The 16,297-nt window shown below is 60.4% G+C and carries 17 protein-coding genes; 2 read left to right on the top strand and 15 right to left on the bottom strand.

The genetic code is table 11. The annotated features are described in order from the left end of the window. The 5 genes from B9Y64_RS17780 to B9Y64_RS17760 form a co-directional block, all read right to left on the bottom strand. The gene (locus B9Y64_RS17780) at nucleotides 1-1,233 is read right to left on the bottom strand and encodes an efflux RND transporter periplasmic adaptor subunit (RefSeq protein WP_040006894.1); all 1,233 of its coding nucleotides are present in this window, start codon (nucleotides 1,231-1,233) and stop codon (nucleotides 1-3) included. Next, complete coding sequence (locus tag B9Y64_RS17775; protein WP_075075812.1) at nucleotides 1,230-2,480, bottom strand: TolC family protein; 1,251 nt, start codon at nucleotides 2,478-2,480, stop codon at nucleotides 1,230-1,232. Before B9Y64_RS17775 ends, B9Y64_RS17780 begins: the two co-directional genes overlap by 4 nt. A gap of 88 nt (nucleotides 2,481-2,568) precedes the next feature. Then, nucleotides 2,569-2,934, bottom strand: a complete 366-nt coding sequence (locus tag B9Y64_RS17770) for a hypothetical protein (RefSeq protein WP_075075811.1) — start codon at nucleotides 2,932-2,934, stop codon at nucleotides 2,569-2,571. A 129-nt stretch (nucleotides 2,935-3,063) separates the two neighbouring features. Further along, a complete protein-coding gene (locus tag B9Y64_RS17765; RefSeq protein WP_100441850.1) occupies nucleotides 3,064-3,714 on the bottom strand; it encodes a transmembrane anchor protein in 651 nt (216 codons plus the stop codon). Nucleotides 3,715-3,733: 19 nt separating this feature from the next. Continuing rightward, nucleotides 3,734-4,384, bottom strand: coding sequence for a HupE/UreJ family protein (locus tag B9Y64_RS17760; protein ID WP_223224807.1), 651 nt, complete (start codon nucleotides 4,382-4,384; stop codon nucleotides 3,734-3,736). A 379-nt stretch (nucleotides 4,385-4,763) separates the two neighbouring features. Between B9Y64_RS17760 and B9Y64_RS17755 the strand changes: the two genes are divergently transcribed. After that, nucleotides 4,764-5,087 (top strand): hypothetical protein, encoded by a 324-nt coding sequence (locus B9Y64_RS17755; protein ID WP_008264507.1) that lies wholly within the window; start codon nucleotides 4,764-4,766, stop codon nucleotides 5,085-5,087. Between the two features lie 111 nt (nucleotides 5,088-5,198). On the opposite strand, the gene B9Y64_RS17750 is transcribed toward B9Y64_RS17755, so the two are convergent. The 10 genes from B9Y64_RS17750 to B9Y64_RS22025 all read right to left on the bottom strand — a co-directional run bounded on the left by B9Y64_RS17750 (nucleotide 5,199) and on the right by B9Y64_RS22025 (nucleotide 15,614). Beyond that, nucleotides 5,199-6,533, bottom strand: a complete 1,335-nt coding sequence (locus B9Y64_RS17750; protein WP_008267238.1) for an MFS transporter — start codon at nucleotides 6,531-6,533, stop codon at nucleotides 5,199-5,201. Nucleotides 6,534-6,630: 97 nt separating this feature from the next. Next, nucleotides 6,631-9,876, bottom strand: coding sequence for a CusA/CzcA family heavy metal efflux RND transporter (locus tag B9Y64_RS17745; protein WP_008266162.1), 3,246 nt, complete (start codon nucleotides 9,874-9,876; stop codon nucleotides 6,631-6,633). Then, nucleotides 9,876-11,045: an efflux RND transporter periplasmic adaptor subunit gene (locus B9Y64_RS17740; RefSeq protein ID WP_032961315.1), complete on the bottom strand. Its 1,170-nt coding sequence runs from the start codon at nucleotides 11,043-11,045 to the stop codon at nucleotides 9,876-9,878. The genes B9Y64_RS17745 and B9Y64_RS17740 overlap by 1 nt, the downstream gene beginning before the upstream one ends. Continuing rightward, nucleotides 11,046-12,269 (bottom strand): TolC family protein, encoded by a 1,224-nt coding sequence (locus B9Y64_RS17735; RefSeq protein ID WP_008266451.1) that lies wholly within the window; start codon nucleotides 12,267-12,269, stop codon nucleotides 11,046-11,048. A gap of 87 nt (nucleotides 12,270-12,356) precedes the next feature. After that, entirely contained in the window at nucleotides 12,357-12,920 is a 564-nt protein-coding gene (locus tag B9Y64_RS17730) for an RNA polymerase sigma factor (protein ID WP_049400889.1), read from the bottom strand. Between the two features lie 14 nt (nucleotides 12,921-12,934). Next, nucleotides 12,935-13,363, bottom strand: a complete 429-nt coding sequence (locus B9Y64_RS17725; RefSeq protein WP_087786541.1) for a periplasmic heavy metal sensor — start codon at nucleotides 13,361-13,363, stop codon at nucleotides 12,935-12,937. Between the two features lie 17 nt (nucleotides 13,364-13,380). Then, nucleotides 13,381-13,668, bottom strand: a complete 288-nt coding sequence (locus tag B9Y64_RS22590) for a CnrY/NccY family anti-sigma factor (RefSeq protein WP_133308083.1) — start codon at nucleotides 13,666-13,668, stop codon at nucleotides 13,381-13,383. A gap of 203 nt (nucleotides 13,669-13,871) precedes the next feature. Next, nucleotides 13,872-14,318, bottom strand: a complete 447-nt coding sequence (locus B9Y64_RS17720) for a cyclin-dependent kinase inhibitor 3 family protein (protein ID WP_226053690.1) — start codon at nucleotides 14,316-14,318, stop codon at nucleotides 13,872-13,874. 187 nt (nucleotides 14,319-14,505) lie between these two features. After that, nucleotides 14,506-14,961: an NIF family HAD-type phosphatase gene (locus B9Y64_RS17715; protein WP_032961321.1), complete on the bottom strand. Its 456-nt coding sequence runs from the start codon at nucleotides 14,959-14,961 to the stop codon at nucleotides 14,506-14,508. A 68-nt stretch (nucleotides 14,962-15,029) separates the two neighbouring features. Continuing rightward, the gene (locus B9Y64_RS22025) at nucleotides 15,030-15,614 is read right to left on the bottom strand and encodes a hypothetical protein (protein WP_141097639.1); all 585 of its coding nucleotides are present in this window, start codon (nucleotides 15,612-15,614) and stop codon (nucleotides 15,030-15,032) included. A gap of 312 nt (nucleotides 15,615-15,926) precedes the next feature. Between B9Y64_RS22025 and B9Y64_RS17710 the strand changes: the two genes are divergently transcribed. Beyond that, nucleotides 15,927-16,196 carry a helix-turn-helix domain-containing protein gene (locus tag B9Y64_RS17710; RefSeq protein WP_075075810.1) on the top strand — a complete coding sequence of 90 codons (270 nt, stop codon included), beginning with the start codon at nucleotides 15,927-15,929 and terminating at the stop codon, nucleotides 16,194-16,196. The last annotated feature ends 101 nt before the right edge of the window (nucleotides 16,197-16,297 follow it).

Genomic DNA, 16,297 nt, shown 5'->3' with positions numbered 1-16,297 from the left:
TTAGTGGTCGTGGCTGGCGCCAGACTTCTCGATGTCTGCACGGATCAGATAGCTCTGCTCGGCGACGTACCGCGTTCCGGGCTTCAGTCCGCCAAGAACCTCTGCCCACTCGCCATCACGCTTTCCAAGCTCAAGCATGCGCACCTCATAGGTATCGCCCACCTGCGCAAATACGACGGTAAAGTCGCGAAATCGCTGGAGCCCTGACTCTTTGACGGCCAGTGGAACAGGTGTCTCGGCAATGATGACCTCGGCCGAGACAGCCATTCCTGGACGCCACTTGCCGTCACCATTGGGGATACTCACGCGCGCAACCACGCTTTGGCCGCTGCTTGCCAGCGGAAGCAGGCTTTGGAGCCTACCTTCAGTCTCCAAGGCACCCGTGGCGGAACGGATCCGCACTGCTTGACCTGGAGCGAGACGCTCGGCGTCAGTGCCCAGAGCTCGTAGATCGACCCAGACCTCTGACAGATCGGCAACGTCGAACAGTGTGTTGTCGGCGGCCACATCACCAACACTGGTGTTGCGCGCAAGAACGATGCCGCTGAAGGGAGCAATCACCGCGTAGGTGCGCATGCTGTCATTGCCTTCAACCGTCGCCAGCGTCTGCCCTGCGGAAACGCGTTGGCCCATCTCGACCGACACGCTGCGGACAATACCTGGGAATCGTGCTTTGACGGCGGCCTGGCGGCCAGTGTTGACCGCGATGTTCCCCATCAGCGTGACCGTATCGCGGATAGTGCCAGCGGTAGCCTCTTCCACCACCACACCCGCATCCTTGGCAGCGCTTGGCTCGATGGTGGTACGGCCCTCATAGGACTGATAGGACCAGGTGTGTGTCTTTCCTCCTACCACTGCGTCTGCCTTCACGTCGAAAGAATGAGGTTCCACGACCTCGCCGTTCCCCACGAGATAGTCGTTTTCGGCGGTGAAAGTGAAATCATTGACCTCACCGTCGAGGCGCTTCAACTGCATTGTTGCCTTCACCTCATTCGGTGAGATCGGCTTGTCATTTCGATAGGCGTAGAGGCGGAACTGAGGAGGCGTGTTGGTTTCATAGACGGTGACTTCAAGTGCGAAATCACCATCGCGGAGCATGCGACCGCGGTTGGGGCCGCGCTCGTAGTCGCCGGCCGCGGCGGTGGACTCTGCGGCTTCTTTCTCAACCGGCTTTTCACCGCCACAGGCGGCCAGTGCCAGCGGAAGCAACATAAGAAGGGCGTAACGATTCATGGGCGGATATCCTGGGCGGAGGCGGTGAGGCGATCTGCCTCGACCAGCAATCGGAGATAGAGTGCGGCGGACTCGACTTCGCGCTCACGAAGGTCGAACAGCGTCTTCTGCGCCTGGCTCAATGCGAGATAGGAGAATCGACCCTCCTCGAAGCCACGACGGCTCTGATTCATCGCCTGCTCCGCCTTGGGGAGCTGCCGCTCACGAACGGAGGTGACCTCCAACTGCGCTTGGCGCAGCTGTTGATAGACTCCGAACAGCTCCTGGTTGAGCTCCAACATTTGTGCTTCACGGCGTGACTTGAGCGCACTCAGTTCGTAGTCGACTTCGGATACCGAGTAGGCTGATCGACGCCGGGTTCCCAAGGGAACCGAGATCGACATGACCAAGCCACTGTCCTTCGTTGCTTCAAGACGGCGAAGTCCAAATCCAACACTCACGTCAGGCTTCGCGCTGGAAACGGCGACATCGCGGCGCGCGGCAAGAATTCTGGACTGGGCATCGAAGGCACGTTGCTGTGGCGCGTTCTGAAGGCGTTCGGACAGCGTCTGGTAGTCATCCAGCGGGGGGAGGATGTTTGTATCGCCGGCGACGGTGTCGAAGTCAGCGGTGAAAGAGCCCCAGGAAGACGCAAGCGCCATGCGCGATGCCTCCAACCGCTGGACTGCTTGATCACGCTTGAGCTCTGCATCGGCCAGGGCGATTTCAGCGGCCCTCAGGTCTGAGTCCGGGTTCCGTGCCGCAGAGACCCAGCGGGCCACCTCTCGCTGGAGCGCGCGGGCCATACGAATCCGCTCTTCCGCATGCTCGACATGCTCCTGCGCCGCAAGCACGTCGATGAATCGACCAGCGGTGCGTGTGGCGATGGCCACCCGGGTCACATCAGCCTCTCGCTGGGCTGCATCGACCTCCGCGCCGCCAAGCGCTTGGCGGGCCGCCCGCTTGCCACCCAGTTCCAGAATCTTGGATACCCGGAACGTTGCCTCGGCAGCGTCCATACCTCGCACGCTGCCACTACCGGCCACGTTCTCCAGTTCTCCGCCGAGCACCAACGGGGCTGCTAAGCCCTCTCGCGCCGCACGGTTCTTTGTCGCCTCTATTTGTGCGGCATCTGCCTGCACGCTTGGGTGAGTGCCAAGGGCGCGGGCAACCGCATCCTCCAGGCGCAGCACTTCGGCGGCGTGGCCAGGAAGGGCCACACCGCAGGCGCCGGCAACAGCCAGCGCCCACACACTACGGAATTTCACGGAAGCCTCCGGAAAGAAAGTCAGAACGACGCGCCGCGTCCCGCTACACGGGAGGCGCGCTCAGGCTGCTAGAGCGCAGCTAGGGTCGTCAGACGATCGGAGGTCGGAAGGGTGACGCCGGGTGCCCTGCAGGCACCCTCAGAAGTCGCAGAGCATGGACTTCACCGGCCAGCGGTAGTGAAGCCAGGTAGACGTGGGGCGTGAACAAGCTTCCAGCGAAACTCGCGTCTGCCTGATGCAGTACCGCATGAGCGCCAGTGGCGTGATCCGGGTCCAGATTGTCGCCCGCACCGCCGGCATGTGAATGGCCATGATCCACCGCTGCTGCGATGTCATGTTCCAATCCGTGCAGTTCGCTGAGCTGGATCACCATCGGCCGCGCAACGACACTCAACAGCATCAGCGCAAAGAAGCTGATCCTGAGGGCAAGGCCGTGGCGGGCGGAAAGACGCATATGGGTTAGCTTAAGCGGGGCTGGCTGGGGTTGTCGAGGGGCCGAAACTGGGCGCAGCCCATCGGAAATACCCCACATAGGGCGGTGGCCGGGCCTTAAGCGCACCCGGCCACCGCTCACCGCTGCGGTTTACATCTTCTTGATCAACTCGTACTCCCCTCCGGTGCGGAGCAGAAGCGTTACGGGCTCCTCGCCCCTGTTGCGCCAGAACCATCCGTGGTTGCCATCGAAGGCAGCCAGGAGCACCCCCTGCTTGGTGGCTTCCCCTCGACCCTTCTCATAGCTGATCGCTCGACCGCCGCCGTCTCCGTGGGTGTCGAAGTTCACGACGCCGCCTTCAACAGACCACTGGTAGCTGGCGCGCTCGCCCGCCTTCATGACGAGCTTGATCTCGGTGCCCTGGCCCGGCGTCAGGACAACCTGTTCTTCGTCCCGCCATTTGGCAGCGGTGGCCGCATTACTCGCGGCAGGCTTCTGAGCAACTTCAACGGTCTTACGGTTCTGCGTGGACACCTGCGTCAGCAGGGCGGCTGCCTCGTCTTCGGCGGCCTTTGCGTCCATCGCAGCGTCAGCTGCCGCTTCCTCGGCAAGCTGTTCCTTGATCTCCCCCATTTCCTTCAGACCAAGTACCCGACCAACACCAGTGGGATCGATTCCGTACTCAGATGGCATCACCACTCCAACCAGGAGGATGATGGCGATGCCGGCGGCAATTGCGGTGGTGCGTCCCAGCTGGCGGCTGGTGGGAAGGTCGCCTTCGGCGGGCTTACTGTTGTACATGATGTAGTTCTCTTGAAAGTCAGGAAACGAAGTAGCCAGTGAGCTGCATGCCGATCAGAATGAATCCGGCGCAGAGCATGGCGGCATTGGCGGTGTAGGCGTGCTTGAAGAAGCTGGGCGTGCGGCGCCAGTAGCCCATTGCGATCAGAATCGCGCCAAGCGAGAGGATCTGGCCGATCTCCACGCCGACGTTGAACGCAAGCAGGTTGGGCAACAGACCATCGGGTGAGATGTCGTACTCGATGATCTTGGTTGACAGACCAAAGCCGTGGAACAGGCCGAAGATCAACGTCGCAACCTTTGTGTTTGGCTGGAAGCCGAACCAACGCTGGTAGGCGCCCAGATTGTCCAAGGCCTTGTAGACCACAGACAGACCAATGATTGCGTCGATCAGGTAGCTGTTGATGCCCACGTTGAACAGCACACCCAGCAGCATCGTTGTGGAGTGCCCGATCGCGAACAGCGTCACATACAGCGCGACATGCTTCATCCGGTACAGGAAGAACACCACGCCCAGGAGGAACAGGATGTGGTCATAGCCGGTGGCCATGTGTTTCGCGCCCAGATAGGCGAATGCGATCAGATTTACTCCAGATATTTCCTGGATGTAGCCCTTGTCGCCTTCGGCGATCGCGTGAGCCAACGCCCCGTCAGCTGTGAGTAGCAGCATGAACAGGGAAAGCAGTGCGAGTAGAGTTCGCGGCCAGTGCGACAGTAGTGGGGGTTGGAGAAGGACGCGCGAGAGCGTCCCGGATTCAGAACTGGGGATCATGATGAGGATCTACGAATGCGGTCAGCGGACCTCCGCCAAAGCTATCCGCTACGACACTGGGAACCGGCGCAACGTGCTACGAGTGCGCAGAAGGCGCGCACGGCACGTCACACGGATCACTGCGCGTAAGCGGGGTCCGGGCGGGGAACGAATGAATAATTTCTTGCAGCGACGAACGTCCAGTAAGGATTGACTGGACGGGCGCTGCCAAGCCTCTGCTCAGTGCGAGCACGATGCCTGGGTCTCAGGCGATAGGAGGCCTGAACAGGGATGAGCGATGATGCTGAAGCTCTGCCGCTGGCTGGTGCCAGGGATGGATATCGCTCAGATCAACTCGAGCGGGTCCAGCAAGGCTGGCCAAGATGCCTACAGAAGCCGTCAGATCGGCCTGGTGCAACAGGCTGTGCAATCCAACCGCGTGTTCAAGATCACGGTCTGCGGCATCACTCACCCCAACATGGGGGTGACCATGTTCCACCGCAGCCTGCACGATGTGCTGCAAGCCGTGCAGCTCACCCAGATGATTCAGGACGGGTCGCACGAGCAGACTCGCCACCAGCATCATGAAGATGCAGCTGCGCAACAGCACGCTGGTTGGTAGACGAAGGGATCGCACGGGCAAAGACTAGAGGCTTGTTCTGGCAAAGTCGATATGACAACGTCGGGCGCGAGCGGTGAAAATGCCCTCTCGCGCCCCTTGTTCAAGTTTCCGTCATCCAGGCCAACGAGGGTGCACGTCGTCGATGACATACCGATGTGAATGCTTGCCGTTGGAAGAGGCGTGTTCCGCCCAGTGGGGATGGTCCGCAGCCAGATCGTCGTGACCGTGGGAAATCTCGTCCGGGTCATGGGCGGGCCAGATTCTCCAGGCGAACACGAATCCGGCGATGCCGACTACTGCCAGTGCCATGATCGCCACTGGCATTCCAAACTTCGCACCCACGGTTCCCGCCAGAGGGTAGGCAATCAGCCAACACACGTGGGAGAGAGAGAACTGCGCTGCGAACAGGAATGGCAGATCGGTGGATTCCGCTGATCGTCGCAGCAATCTGCCGCCAGGAGTCACCAGCCCCGCATAGCTCATCCCCAACAATGCCCAGCCGGCGAGCACGATGGGCCAACCTATGGAGGAGGGCGAGAGCAGCCAGGTAAGACTGAGGGTCACAAGTACAATGCACATTGCAAGGGCTGCGGAGAGCATCACACGCCTGTCAGCCACCCGATCGAGAACCTTGGGGAGGACAAGCGCCGTCAGCATCGAACCGCCACCGAAAGCTGCCAGCGCCCATGCCACCTGTGACTCTGCTCCGCCGAGAACGTTGCGCACCACGACGACAGTGTTCACGAACACCATGGCGCCGCCGGCGGCCGCACACAGATTAAGGGCAAGCAACCCTTTCAGCCTGGGCGTCTTCAGGTAGATCCGCATTCCTCGAATCGCGCGGGCGTAGGGACCGTCCTTTCTCAGGGAAGGAGCAACGAAGGGGAATGCAGTTGAGAACACCAGCATGGCGGATATCACGAAGCCTACGGACGTACCAGCGAACAGGCCGTGGAAGCTGATCAGCGTCAGCAGAGCAGCGGCCAACGCGGGACTCAGCAGGCTCTCCAGGTCATAGGCCAGGCGCGACAGGGACAGTGCTCGGGTGTAGTCGCGTTCCTCCTTCAGGATTTCCGGGATCGTCGACTGGAACAGAGGGGTGAAGCACGCCGAGGCCGACTGCAGCAAGGCAATGAGCAGGTACACCTGCCAGATCTGGTTGACGAACGGCAGACAAAGCGCCGCGCCCGCCCGCACCAGGTCGAGGGCAATAAGCACCGGTTTGCGTAGATTTGCCGGGACGATCGCTCCGGACAGAGGGGCCAACAGCACGTAGACAATCATCTTGATTGCCAGAGCCGTACCTAGCACAGCGCCCGCCTCAGCCCCCGCCAGGTCATAGGCCAAAAGAGAGAGCGCCACGGTAGCCAAGCCCGTGCCGATCAGCGCGATAACCTGCGCAGCGAACAGGTTCCTGAATGTTGGAAAGCGTAGGACCTCGATCATGGCTCACCTCTAGATGGAACAGTGGAAAGCGCCGCTGCCCTGCGGATCGTAATCCGATCCGTAGGGCAGGACGTGAAGCCGTGGAAGGGGCTTGTGCTCAATCGACTTCGGGTACCGGCAGGGGGTCTTCAATGCCCGCGGCCTTCCTGCGCGCAGTTCTTCGGAGTACCAGCCCGCACAGCGCAGGCAGCACGAACAGCGTCAGTACGGTTGCCGTGGCAAGACCCCCGATAACCACTGTAGCCAGTGGCTTCTGCACTTCGGCGCCCGTACCCGTTGCAATCGCCATCGGGACGAAGCCCAGGGAGGCAACCAGCGCGGTCATAAGAACCGGTCTGACGCGCTCCATTGCACCCAGTTCGACCGCCTCATCTGGCGGAAGCCCCTCGTGCAGGCGTTTCTTGATCGCGGAGATCAGAACCAGGCCGTTGAGCACCGCGACACCAGATACCGCGATGAAGCCCACAGCGGCTGAGATCGAGAAGGGGATTCCTCTCAACGCCAATGCGAAGAATCCACCGGCCAGAGCAAGTGGCACTGCAGTCAGTACCGTACCTGTCAGCAAACCGTTGCCAATCGCCATGTAGAGGACGGCCGCAATGAGGATGAAGCAGAGAGGCACAATGATCGCCAGTCGCTTCGTTGCTGCCTGCAGATTTTGGAACTGCCCGCCCCATTCGATCCAGGAACCGGTGGGCAACTGCACCTGCTGGCCAATAGCCGCCTTGGCGTCGTCAACGAAGCTACCCAGGTCACGCCCGACCACATTCGCTTCCACATAGATTCGACGTTTGCCATTGTCGCGGCTGACTTCGTTCAGACCCTGCGTGAAGCGGAAGCTGACCAATTCACGAAGCGGAACAGACTGACGGCCTTCCTGACTGCCTGGCGGCAGCATGACCGGAACGGCTCCCAGTACATCGAGATCGCTGCGGTCCACACGGGGCAGACGAACCACTACGTCGAAGCGCCGATCACCTTCGAAGATCTGGCCCGCCATGCGACCTGCCAGCGCAGCAGACACTGTGTCGGCCACTTCCTTGACGGTCAGTCCGTAACGGGCGATCGCGGCCCGGTCGAATGCCATGTCAAAGGTCGGGAAGCCTCCCGTTTGCGCCACACGGACATCCGATGCGCCCGGAATCTTCTTGAGGACGCTCGCAATCTTGTCAGCGCTGCCGGCAAGCGCCGTCAGGTCTTCGCCATAGATCTTGACTGCAACGTCGCTACGAACGCCGCCGATCAGCTCATTGAAGCGCATCTCGATGGGCTGGGTGGCGTCATAGTTGTTACCAACAAGAAAGGCTGTCTTCTCTCGAATCCTCTCGATCACCTGCTCTTTGGTCTTCACTCCATCCGGCCATTGGTCCTTGGGCTTGAGGATCACGTAGTTGTCGGACGCGTTGGGCGGCATGGGATCTGCGGCCAGGCTTGCGGTACCGGCCTTGGAGTACACCGTCTGTACCTCCGGCAACGTCATCAGTGCCTTCTCAAGAGGAAGGTCGATGGCGACGGACTGCTCGATCGATGTGGACGGGATGCGAACGGAGGACAGGTTGAGATTCTGCTCATCCAATGTGGGCATGAACTCCCGACCCACAAAGCCAAAGGCCACAACGCCGGCCACCAGGACGCCAAGACCACCGGCCAGGTAGGGCATGGGTTGGCGGATTGCGCTGCGAAGCATCGGCTGATAGCGGCTCTTGGTGGCAGCGACTACCCGTACTTCTTTCTCGGAAATGTGGCCCTTGAGCATGACCGCCACCATCGCCGGAACGAAAGTGAGGGAGAGCACGAATGCAGAGGCCAGCGCCAGCATCAGGGTAATTACCATCGGGGAGAACATCTTTCCCTCGACGCCCTGGAAGGTCAGGCATGGCACGAAGACCAGGAAGATGACCGCCTGCCCATACACGGTCGGGCGGACCATCTCCTTGGACGAGGCGATCGTTTCATGCAGCCGCTCCGATAGATTGAGTGGGCGCCCAAGTGCATGCTGTCGCTCTGCCAAACGGCGCAGCGCGTTCTCGACGATGATGACCGCGCCGTCGATGATCAGGCCAAAGTCGAGCGCACCCAGACTCATCAGGTTGCCAGAGATCCCGAGCTTGTTCATGCCGATCGCGGTGATCAGCAGGGACAACGGAATCACCAATGCAGCAATGACAGCAGCTCGCCAGTTTCCGAGCAATGCAAATAGGATGACCACGACTAGAAGAGCGCCTTCGGCCAGGTTCTTGGCGACGGTCTTGATCGTTGCGACAACCAGCTGGGATCGGTCCAGCGTGGGAACAATCCTCACGCCCGGCGGCATGGTCTTGCCGATCTCCTGCAGCTTGTCACCCACTGCGGCCGCCACAGTTCGGCTGTTGGCGCCAACCAGCATGAGTGCGCTGCCAACGACGGTCTCGTAGCCATTGCGGCTGGCGGCACCGCGGCGGAGCTCACCGTCAACGACCACACGTGCGACGTCTCCCACTGTTACGGGAACTCCGTTGCGATTGCCCACAACGGCACGGGCAATCTCGTCCACGGAGCGGATGCGGGCGTCTGCGCGCACCAGATAGGACTCGCCCGACCTCTGGATGTAGTCTGCTCCGACCGACAGGTTGGCATCCTGCAACGCGTCGGCTAGGTCGGTATAGGAGAACCCGTACTCTGCGAGCTTGCTCGCATTGGGCTCAACGACATACTCCTTGACGTAGCCGCCGAGGCTGTCGACGTCTGCTACGCCCGGCGTCGTGCGCAGCTGAGGCCGCACAATCCAGTCCTGGACTGTGCGCAAGTAGGCCAGACGTGCCATGTTGTCCGTCAGCCGTTCCCCCTGATCAGTCAGGAACGAACCGTCGCTTTGCCAGCCAGGCTTACCATCATTTCGCGGGGCATCTTTGCCATCTGGGTGGGTGAATTCAACGCTGTAGTGGAATACTTCGCCCAACCCGGTCGAAACCGGGCCCATCAGCGGTTCGGCACCCTCCGGCAACTGGGGCCGAGCCTGAGTCAGTCGCTCGGTGACCTGTTGGCGCATGAAGTAGAGGTCTGCGCTCTCATCGAAGATCACCGTGACCTGGCTGAAGCCGTTGCGCGAGAACGACCGGGTGTTCGCGACGCCCCGAAGTCCTGCCATCGCGGTCTCGATCGGGTAGGTAACGCGCTTCTCGACCTCCACTGGACTCAGCGTCGGGATGACGGTGTTGATCTGGACCTGCTTGTTCGTGATATCCGGAGTCACGTCGATCGGTAGCAGGTTCAGTTGCCACCCGCCGATCACCGCAATCACCAGTGTGATGAACAGAACCAGCCAGCGGTGCCGTACGGCACCCGTAAGTACTTGCTCGATCATTACTCGTCTCCGCCCGACTTTTTCATCTCGGCCTTCACCAGAAACGCATTACGGGTAGCAACCGGGGTTCCCGCAGTGACGCCAGAAAGGATCTGCGCCATACCACCGCTACGGAGGCCAATGAAGACCGGCTGTGCAGTGAACCCCTTACTGGTTCTGACGAAGAGGACGTCTTTTCCGTCGATGTTCTGGACCGCCTCTTCCGAGACAGACAGCCCCTCACCCGATCCGGAAGCGGTGACCAGCCGGACCTGCACACCGTCACCCACAACCAATCCGTTCGCCTCTGCGCTCGGGGTGATTACGACTGTGGCAGCCCTTGTCAGCCCACCTACGGCGGCAGCAACTGAACGGACCTTGCCTGAGGTGACGCTTCCGTCGGAGCGGGTAATGGACGCGCTGTCGCCGGCCTTGATCCGACCGGTGTCACCCGCACGAACGGAGGCCTGAATCTCCACGCCATTGGAACCTGTGACCCTATAGAGGGAGGCCTGCGGCTCGACGAAAGCGCCCAGAGTCACTTGCGAGCTGCTGATGGTTCCATCGATAGGGCTGATGACGTTGACGCTACCTCCTCCATCCACATTGGCGGTGCGTGCCACCAGGGCAGCGCGTTGTGCTTCTGCTTGCGCTGTGAGATAAGCGGCGCGACTCGCCTCGGCCTCTTGTCGTGCCAACACGCCCTGTGCGAGCAACGACTCATCGCGCTTGACGTTCTTTTCGGCGAGGGAGAGGCTGGCGCTGGCCACACGAAGGTCAGCCGCAATACGGGCCCCATCAGGGCTGGCTACGCGTGCCAGCACTTCGCCCTTCTTCACCTTGTCGCCCACCTGCCGGATGACATCGGTGACGTTACCGGCCGCACGTGCCACCACGACGGCCTCACCACCGGGGATTGCCACGACCGAACCCGATGCGGTGATGTTCGCCGCTACCTGAGCGGAAGTGACGGGCTCCACCGAGATCCCCGCAGCGGCAACATACTCCTTGGGAATCGCGACTTCCTGAGCCGCCTCCGCCGGCGCACTGGCGCTGGCTTCGTCTTTCGCGGGGTCGACCACCGTCTCTGAAGGGGCGGATAAGCGTGCAATGCCAAATCCTGCGCCAAGCGCCAAGGTAGCCACGCCGATCATCGTCAGGGTGTTAACAGCCGGAATACTTCTCTTCATCTACATGTCTCCAAAGGCAATCTGACCGCTGGCCACGGCGAGCGATGCGTAGGCGGCAACGCGTGCGAGTCGTGCATCCACCACGCTCAGCCTCGCGTCCGTCAGCGTGCGACGGCTAAGCAGCAGCTCAACCAGTGGGGTTCTACCGGCCTCGTATCCCAAGCGCGCCATTCGGTAGGCTTCCGTGGCTGCTTCCTCTCCCTTGGAGGCAGCGATCAGTCCTCGCTTGGCGGCGTCAACACGCGCAAGCGCAGTCGCACGGTCCGCCTGGCTCTGGAGGCGTGCGGCATCCAATCGAGCACGGGCGGCGTCGCTCCGTGCTCGAGCCGCGCTGATCCCGCCACTGTTCCGGTCAAACAATGGGATGCTCAGAGACACGCCGACGACCAATGCGTCCCCACCGGCGGCGAAGTTGCGACGGCCTGCGGTGAGGTTCAGGTCCGGTGCCCGCTTGAAGCGTTCAGTGCGCAGAACCGCATCGCTCGCGTCGACGTCTGCCTTCGCAGACAGGACAGATGCCGAATCGACGTTCGCAATTGCGGGCGCAACCCACTCGCGCACCAGGAGTGACTCGGACGTGCCTGAGTAGGGTTCCGCTCTTCCCGCCAGTACTGACAGTTGCTCGAGAGCTGCAGCCGCCTCTGCCTCTCTTGAGGCGGCAATCGCTTCTGCTGAGCTCAAGCCTGCCTGGGCTTGTGCTACGCGCAGGCTGGCCTCCTTTCCTGCGTCAACCAGCGCCTGAGCTGCCTTCAGGTCGCCTCTGGCGCGATCAACATCTTCGGCAGCAATGTCGCGCCGTATCAGCCCAGCTTCGGAAGACGCGTAGGCAACAGCCAAGGCTGCGGCGAATTCGACTTGCGCCTGGTGCTGGCGAGCTTCGGCCGCCTGCAGCCCTTTCTCTCCCGCCTGGATTCGAGCCCCACGTTGGCCAAAGATCTCGAGTGGCTGGCTGATGGTGTAGGTCGTCTGCCGCTGGCTCGCGCCATTGCTGGGGGGAGCGTTGAGATTCTCTGCGAGGGCATCAATGGTGGGGTTACGTAGCGCTCGCGCTTGGCGGGCTTCGCCCGCAGCGGCAGCTGTGTCGAACCCCTTTTCCTGAAGGAAGGGGGATTGGGCCCTGCTCTGCTCGAGCAACGCGCTGAAGTTCGGGGCGTCCGAGGCATAGGCCGCAGAGATACTGGTCAGGGCCAGCATCACCGTCAGGGCAAGCAATGATGGTTTCATGAGGATCCGGTGCAGTGGGGCCGCAATCTCGGCCGTCTTTCTGCACTACGCGGCCTGCGCGGCCTTCCCCTCGAATCCGGCGAAAATTTATTTCCCGCGGCTCAGTGCATCTGTCAGTTTGGCCCGCGCTCTCAGGACGCGACCCTCTATCGTTTTGAGACTGATACCCAGGGCGGAAGCTGCTTCAACCTGGGAAAGGCCGACGAAGGCAGTCAGAACCAGAGCTTCACGCAGGCTCGGGTCGATCGTGTTGAGAACCCTTCTTACTTCTGCGAGCTCAAGCTGAGAACCGGCAACCTGCTCTGGCCCGGCCTGCTCGGAATGCAGGGCGCGTCCTTCCTCATCATCCAAAGGCTTGGCCCGAAACAGGAAGTGGCGGACGCGTCGAAACCGTTGCGTATCACGAACCTTGTTGATTCCAATACGCATCAGCCAAGGAAGTACCGAGCGCGTCGGATCGTACTCTGACAGGCCTCGCCAAGCGGCAACGAATGTCTCCTGCACGACATCATCGACGTCGGTTTCGGGCAGACCCATGCCTCGAACCATCTGCTTGATTGCTGGCGAGTGACGGCGGACCAGGCGAGCGAAGGCCTCAGCATCACCCGCCGCAGCTTCAACTGCCCAGTTGTTGTCGTCCTCGATGGTCACAACGTTTGTGGGGCTCAGGGAGAGTCGGTGCGAAGTGCTTCAAGGAGTGCCTTGTCGTAGGCCGGCCGGTGCTCGGGTTTCAAGCCCTCGCGCATCTCGAACACATGCTCGAGCGTGATGCGCTGGAGATCGCCCGCAGCCCGCTCCACCTCACGACTTGCACGTTCCACCTGGGGGTTCCATTTGGGGTCAGCCGCGATGGCGTCCGCCAGCTGGCGGTTGGCAATCCGCAGGCGCGCTTCGATCTCACCTCGCCTTGTTGCGAACAGCTGTTCCTTGGCCTGGAGGATCTGCTTCTCCGAGTCGTCCAGAGGCACCACGGCGTGAAGGCGTTCATGGAGATCGCTGTGCCCAGGATTGAGCGAGTGCCAGATCCAGCCGATAGCCAGCGCGCACACTACGCCAATGATGGCGCCAGCGATTGTTGCCAGCGGCAGCCTCATGAGGGGTCCGATTGCCATCAGCGTTCCACCAGTAGAGCGTATGGGGACATGGAAGCTGGGGCCGCGACCCATGTCGGGCGCGAGGGTGCCTGGGTGACAAAGAAGGCGGAGCCTACTCCTCCGCAGGTAAGCACCGCCGCGAGCGCCGCGCATGCGAGTGCCCGGCGGAACTCTCGCTTACCGGCCCATTGCGAAGGGGAAGCTTCCTGGGACAGGCGTCGGACCAGGCTATCGGTGGCCCGATCATGGCCGTCTGGCCTTGTAGCTGCCGAGGCTCTGGACAGCCAATCGTCTAGATCATTCATGTGGAGATCTCCTCATCCTTCCCTACTTATACGCCTGCCGTGGGGAGATCCCCTCAAACCTCTGATTGCTGACCTCCCCGCGGGTTCTCAGATTCACCGATGAGCACCGGGGCGAAGCTGATCCGGCACTGGGAGGTTCACAGGTCTGGACGTGATTAGTGCCGTGTCAAGAGTTCAGAACGGATGCTTCAGCGCACACGGTTCTAGAGCATCCGAGAAGCCCAGTGAAGAAGGAAGCGCTCTTGCTCCGCCGTTTCCACGGCTCCGGGACGAGCACTCCGAACTCTGGCCATAGCTTCTTCAGCGCTTAGGCATGATCTGCTCTCGAGCAGTAGCATCGAAGCCACGGTGCCCGCTCTGCCAAGCCCTCCTTTGCAATGAACGACTACTTTGTCACCGCGGAGCAAATCGTCAGTGAGGACGGGGCCTAGTCGTGTCCACTCGTCCAAGAACTGAGGATCCGGCGCTTCTCCATCACGAATCGGAAGACCATGCCAGTGCAGGCCATGAGCGCGCGCGCGTTCGGGTAGCGACCCTATCCCGAGATCGTCGAACTCCCACGGTTCAATCAAGGAAAGCAGATGGCGACATCCCCAAGCTGAGACGGACGCTAGATCGAGCTCGAGATCTCTACACCACGAGCCCGTCATTGCAACTTTCTGATGCTTACCGGGGGCAAAGGTAACGCCTATGGTTCCTCCGTTGGCACCGACGGAAAGTCCCGCAATCTGCAACGGATGAGACAAGCTAGTTCTGTGCACAGAATCCTCGAGTATTGGGGGCTGGCGGTGTCTCACTGCGGCGTCCGAAGATTGCATCCACGGCACACTCCATCCACTAAGGCCGCGCCTTGGGCTTTGTGCTGCCTGGATTGAGGCGCTCCTCAAGACGCTGGATCACCAGCTGCAGCCCCTCGTCTCCATCAGAATATGGTGCAGCGAAGAGAGGGGCTTCAATCCAGAGGAAGTGTTGGCCGGGATGCACGTAGGCCCCGTGATCATCCAGCAACAGTGCCTCGCCAAGTTCTGCCGAAACGAATCGAAGGTCCTTCGTCGGACCGTCCCATTCGATGTATGGGAGATGTTGAGACCATTCGGGAGCGCGTCCCTCCAGCACCAAGAGGGATGTAATCTCTGCAACAACCTTTTGGGGTACAGAGGTGAACATGACGATCCGATTGAAGGTGCTGCTGGCATAGTTTAGGAACTCCATCAGGCCGGGTCGGGGTATTTGACTGACGGCATTGGAGATAAGTGTTCCCTCAAGGTCCAGTGCAAGAATGATTGGACGCATCTATCAAGTCTCGTGATTCTTGGTTCAGATGAGCCAGGGAAGTGGGTAATCGAGGGCCTCTGTTTTGACTAGATTTCGCCCAAGGATGGAGCTGCAAGCCAGTAGTCATCGCCTATCTTCAGTATGCTTTCCAGCGCTACATCGATCATCAGTGGTCGTCGCCAACCTGTGTCAGGAAGGAAGCAATAGTCGGTTCTTCGAAGTTCACCCGCGGCCGCCTTTACTACCAGCCAGCGCGTCCTCCTTCGCATCTCTCGGGAAAGCACTTCTAGTGCGGCGTCCTCGTTGCCACCGCTACTAAGGAACTGGCTCGCTGCTCCCCTTACAGATGACCAGAGCACGTATCGTTTCCGCCCCAGGCTCAGACGAGTCCACTCCTCATCCTGACTTCTCAGGATTTCATCTACGCGGTGCACTCCGATACGGTGACGGCGCAGCAATGATGTGAGATAGGCGCTTGCCTCTCGATCCGCTAGCTGGCGCCAGATCCAAAGTCTTGCGTGTTTATCAAGCGTCGGGCGCCAAGCATCAAGCATCCCCTTGAGCGCTGCATCAAGGTCATCAGGAAGAATCAGGTCATCGACGTAGGACCAACTGACCGGTTCGTAGAGAGAGCGCTTAACGGCTCCGTTGCCTGAACTGGAACCGGTCACAACACCTGCGCTTTTTAGGAATTGCAGGAGTTGCTGGGCGACAGCAGGGTCTGAGGAAACGGGCGCGCTAACGGAAGTGGAGCGTTCAAGCGCACACCAGGCGCAGGTGTAGAAAGGACCAAGCGATACGACAAGTGAGTCGAGCTCGGGCCACGAAGGAAGGAGGGTCTGTTGGCTACGGCCATAGATCACTCGATCCCCGGCAAATTAACCAGTCCGGATGCTACCAAGGCGGCACGATGTCGTCTACATGATTTTCATGTATGCCGTGCCCCGGTCATAGATTTCCATCCGCTCCTTGAGGCGGACCGGATGGCTACGAAGACGATCTATCAGAACCCGTACCTCCGTTTGGTCGGAAAGCTTCGGGAGCATCGGGAGATCTTGGGCATCAGTCAGACTCAGCTTGCTGCCCATCTGGGGTGGCCCCAACAGCGCATTTCTTCAATAGAGTCTGGATCACGTCGTCTAGACGTTCTCGAATTCTGCCAAATGGCATCTGCGCTGGGTGTCTCTCCAGCTGAGGTGTCTGATCTGATCTGCAAGGCTCTAAAGGCAGTGCGAGTCTCGAGGATCAATTGACAAGGCTCACATAAGTCGAAAGTCTTATTTCAAGCATAAGTAATTGATTTATATGCTTTAAATAAGTTTTCCGTTGTTATTTAGTCCTTCAGCAGCAAATA

This window comes from Stenotrophomonas maltophilia (assembly GCF_002799245.1).
In the GTDB taxonomy this organism is placed as follows: Bacteria; Pseudomonadota; Gammaproteobacteria; order Xanthomonadales; family Xanthomonadaceae; genus Stenotrophomonas; species Stenotrophomonas maltophilia_S.
This window is presented reverse-complemented; position numbering and strand designations above follow the sequence as displayed.

Bases quoted from the DNA above. Each gene is read 5' to 3' on its own strand.
- B9Y64_RS17780 (WP_040006894.1), bottom strand. From the start codon at position 1,233: ATGAATCGTTACGCCCTTCTTATGTTGCTTCCGCTGGCACTGGCCGCC.
- B9Y64_RS17770 (WP_075075811.1), bottom strand. From the start codon at position 2,934: ATGCGTCTTTCCGCCCGCCACGGCCTTGCCCTCAGGATCAGCTTCTTT.
- B9Y64_RS17765 (WP_100441850.1), bottom strand. From the start codon at position 3,714: ATGTACAACAGTAAGCCCGCCGAAGGCGACCTTCCCACCAGCCGCCAG.
- B9Y64_RS17760 (WP_223224807.1), bottom strand. From the start codon at position 4,384: ATGCTGCTACTCACAGCTGACGGGGCGTTGGCTCACGCGATCGCCGAA.
- B9Y64_RS17755 (WP_008264507.1), top strand. From the start codon at position 4,764: ATGATGCTGAAGCTCTGCCGCTGGCTGGTGCCAGGGATGGATATCGCT.
- B9Y64_RS17750 (WP_008267238.1), bottom strand. From the start codon at position 6,533: ATGATCGAGGTCCTACGCTTTCCAACATTCAGGAACCTGTTCGCTGCG.
- B9Y64_RS17745 (WP_008266162.1), bottom strand. From the start codon at position 9,876: ATGATCGAGCAAGTACTTACGGGTGCCGTACGGCACCGCTGGCTGGTT.
- B9Y64_RS17740 (WP_032961315.1), bottom strand. From the start codon at position 11,045: ATGAAGAGAAGTATTCCGGCTGTTAACACCCTGACGATGATCGGCGTG.
- B9Y64_RS17735 (WP_008266451.1), bottom strand. From the start codon at position 12,269: ATGAAACCATCATTGCTTGCCCTGACGGTGATGCTGGCCCTGACCAGT.
- B9Y64_RS17725 (WP_087786541.1), bottom strand. From the start codon at position 13,363: ATGAGGCTGCCGCTGGCAACAATCGCTGGCGCCATCATTGGCGTAGTG.
- B9Y64_RS22590 (WP_133308083.1), bottom strand. From the start codon at position 13,668: ATGAATGATCTAGACGATTGGCTGTCCAGAGCCTCGGCAGCTACAAGG.
- B9Y64_RS17720 (WP_226053690.1), bottom strand. From the start codon at position 14,318: ATGACGGGCTCGTGGTGTAGAGATCTCGAGCTCGATCTAGCGTCCGTC.
- B9Y64_RS17715 (WP_032961321.1), bottom strand. From the start codon at position 14,961: ATGCGTCCAATCATTCTTGCACTGGACCTTGAGGGAACACTTATCTCC.
- B9Y64_RS17710 (WP_075075810.1), top strand. From the start codon at position 15,927: ATGGCTACGAAGACGATCTATCAGAACCCGTACCTCCGTTTGGTCGGA.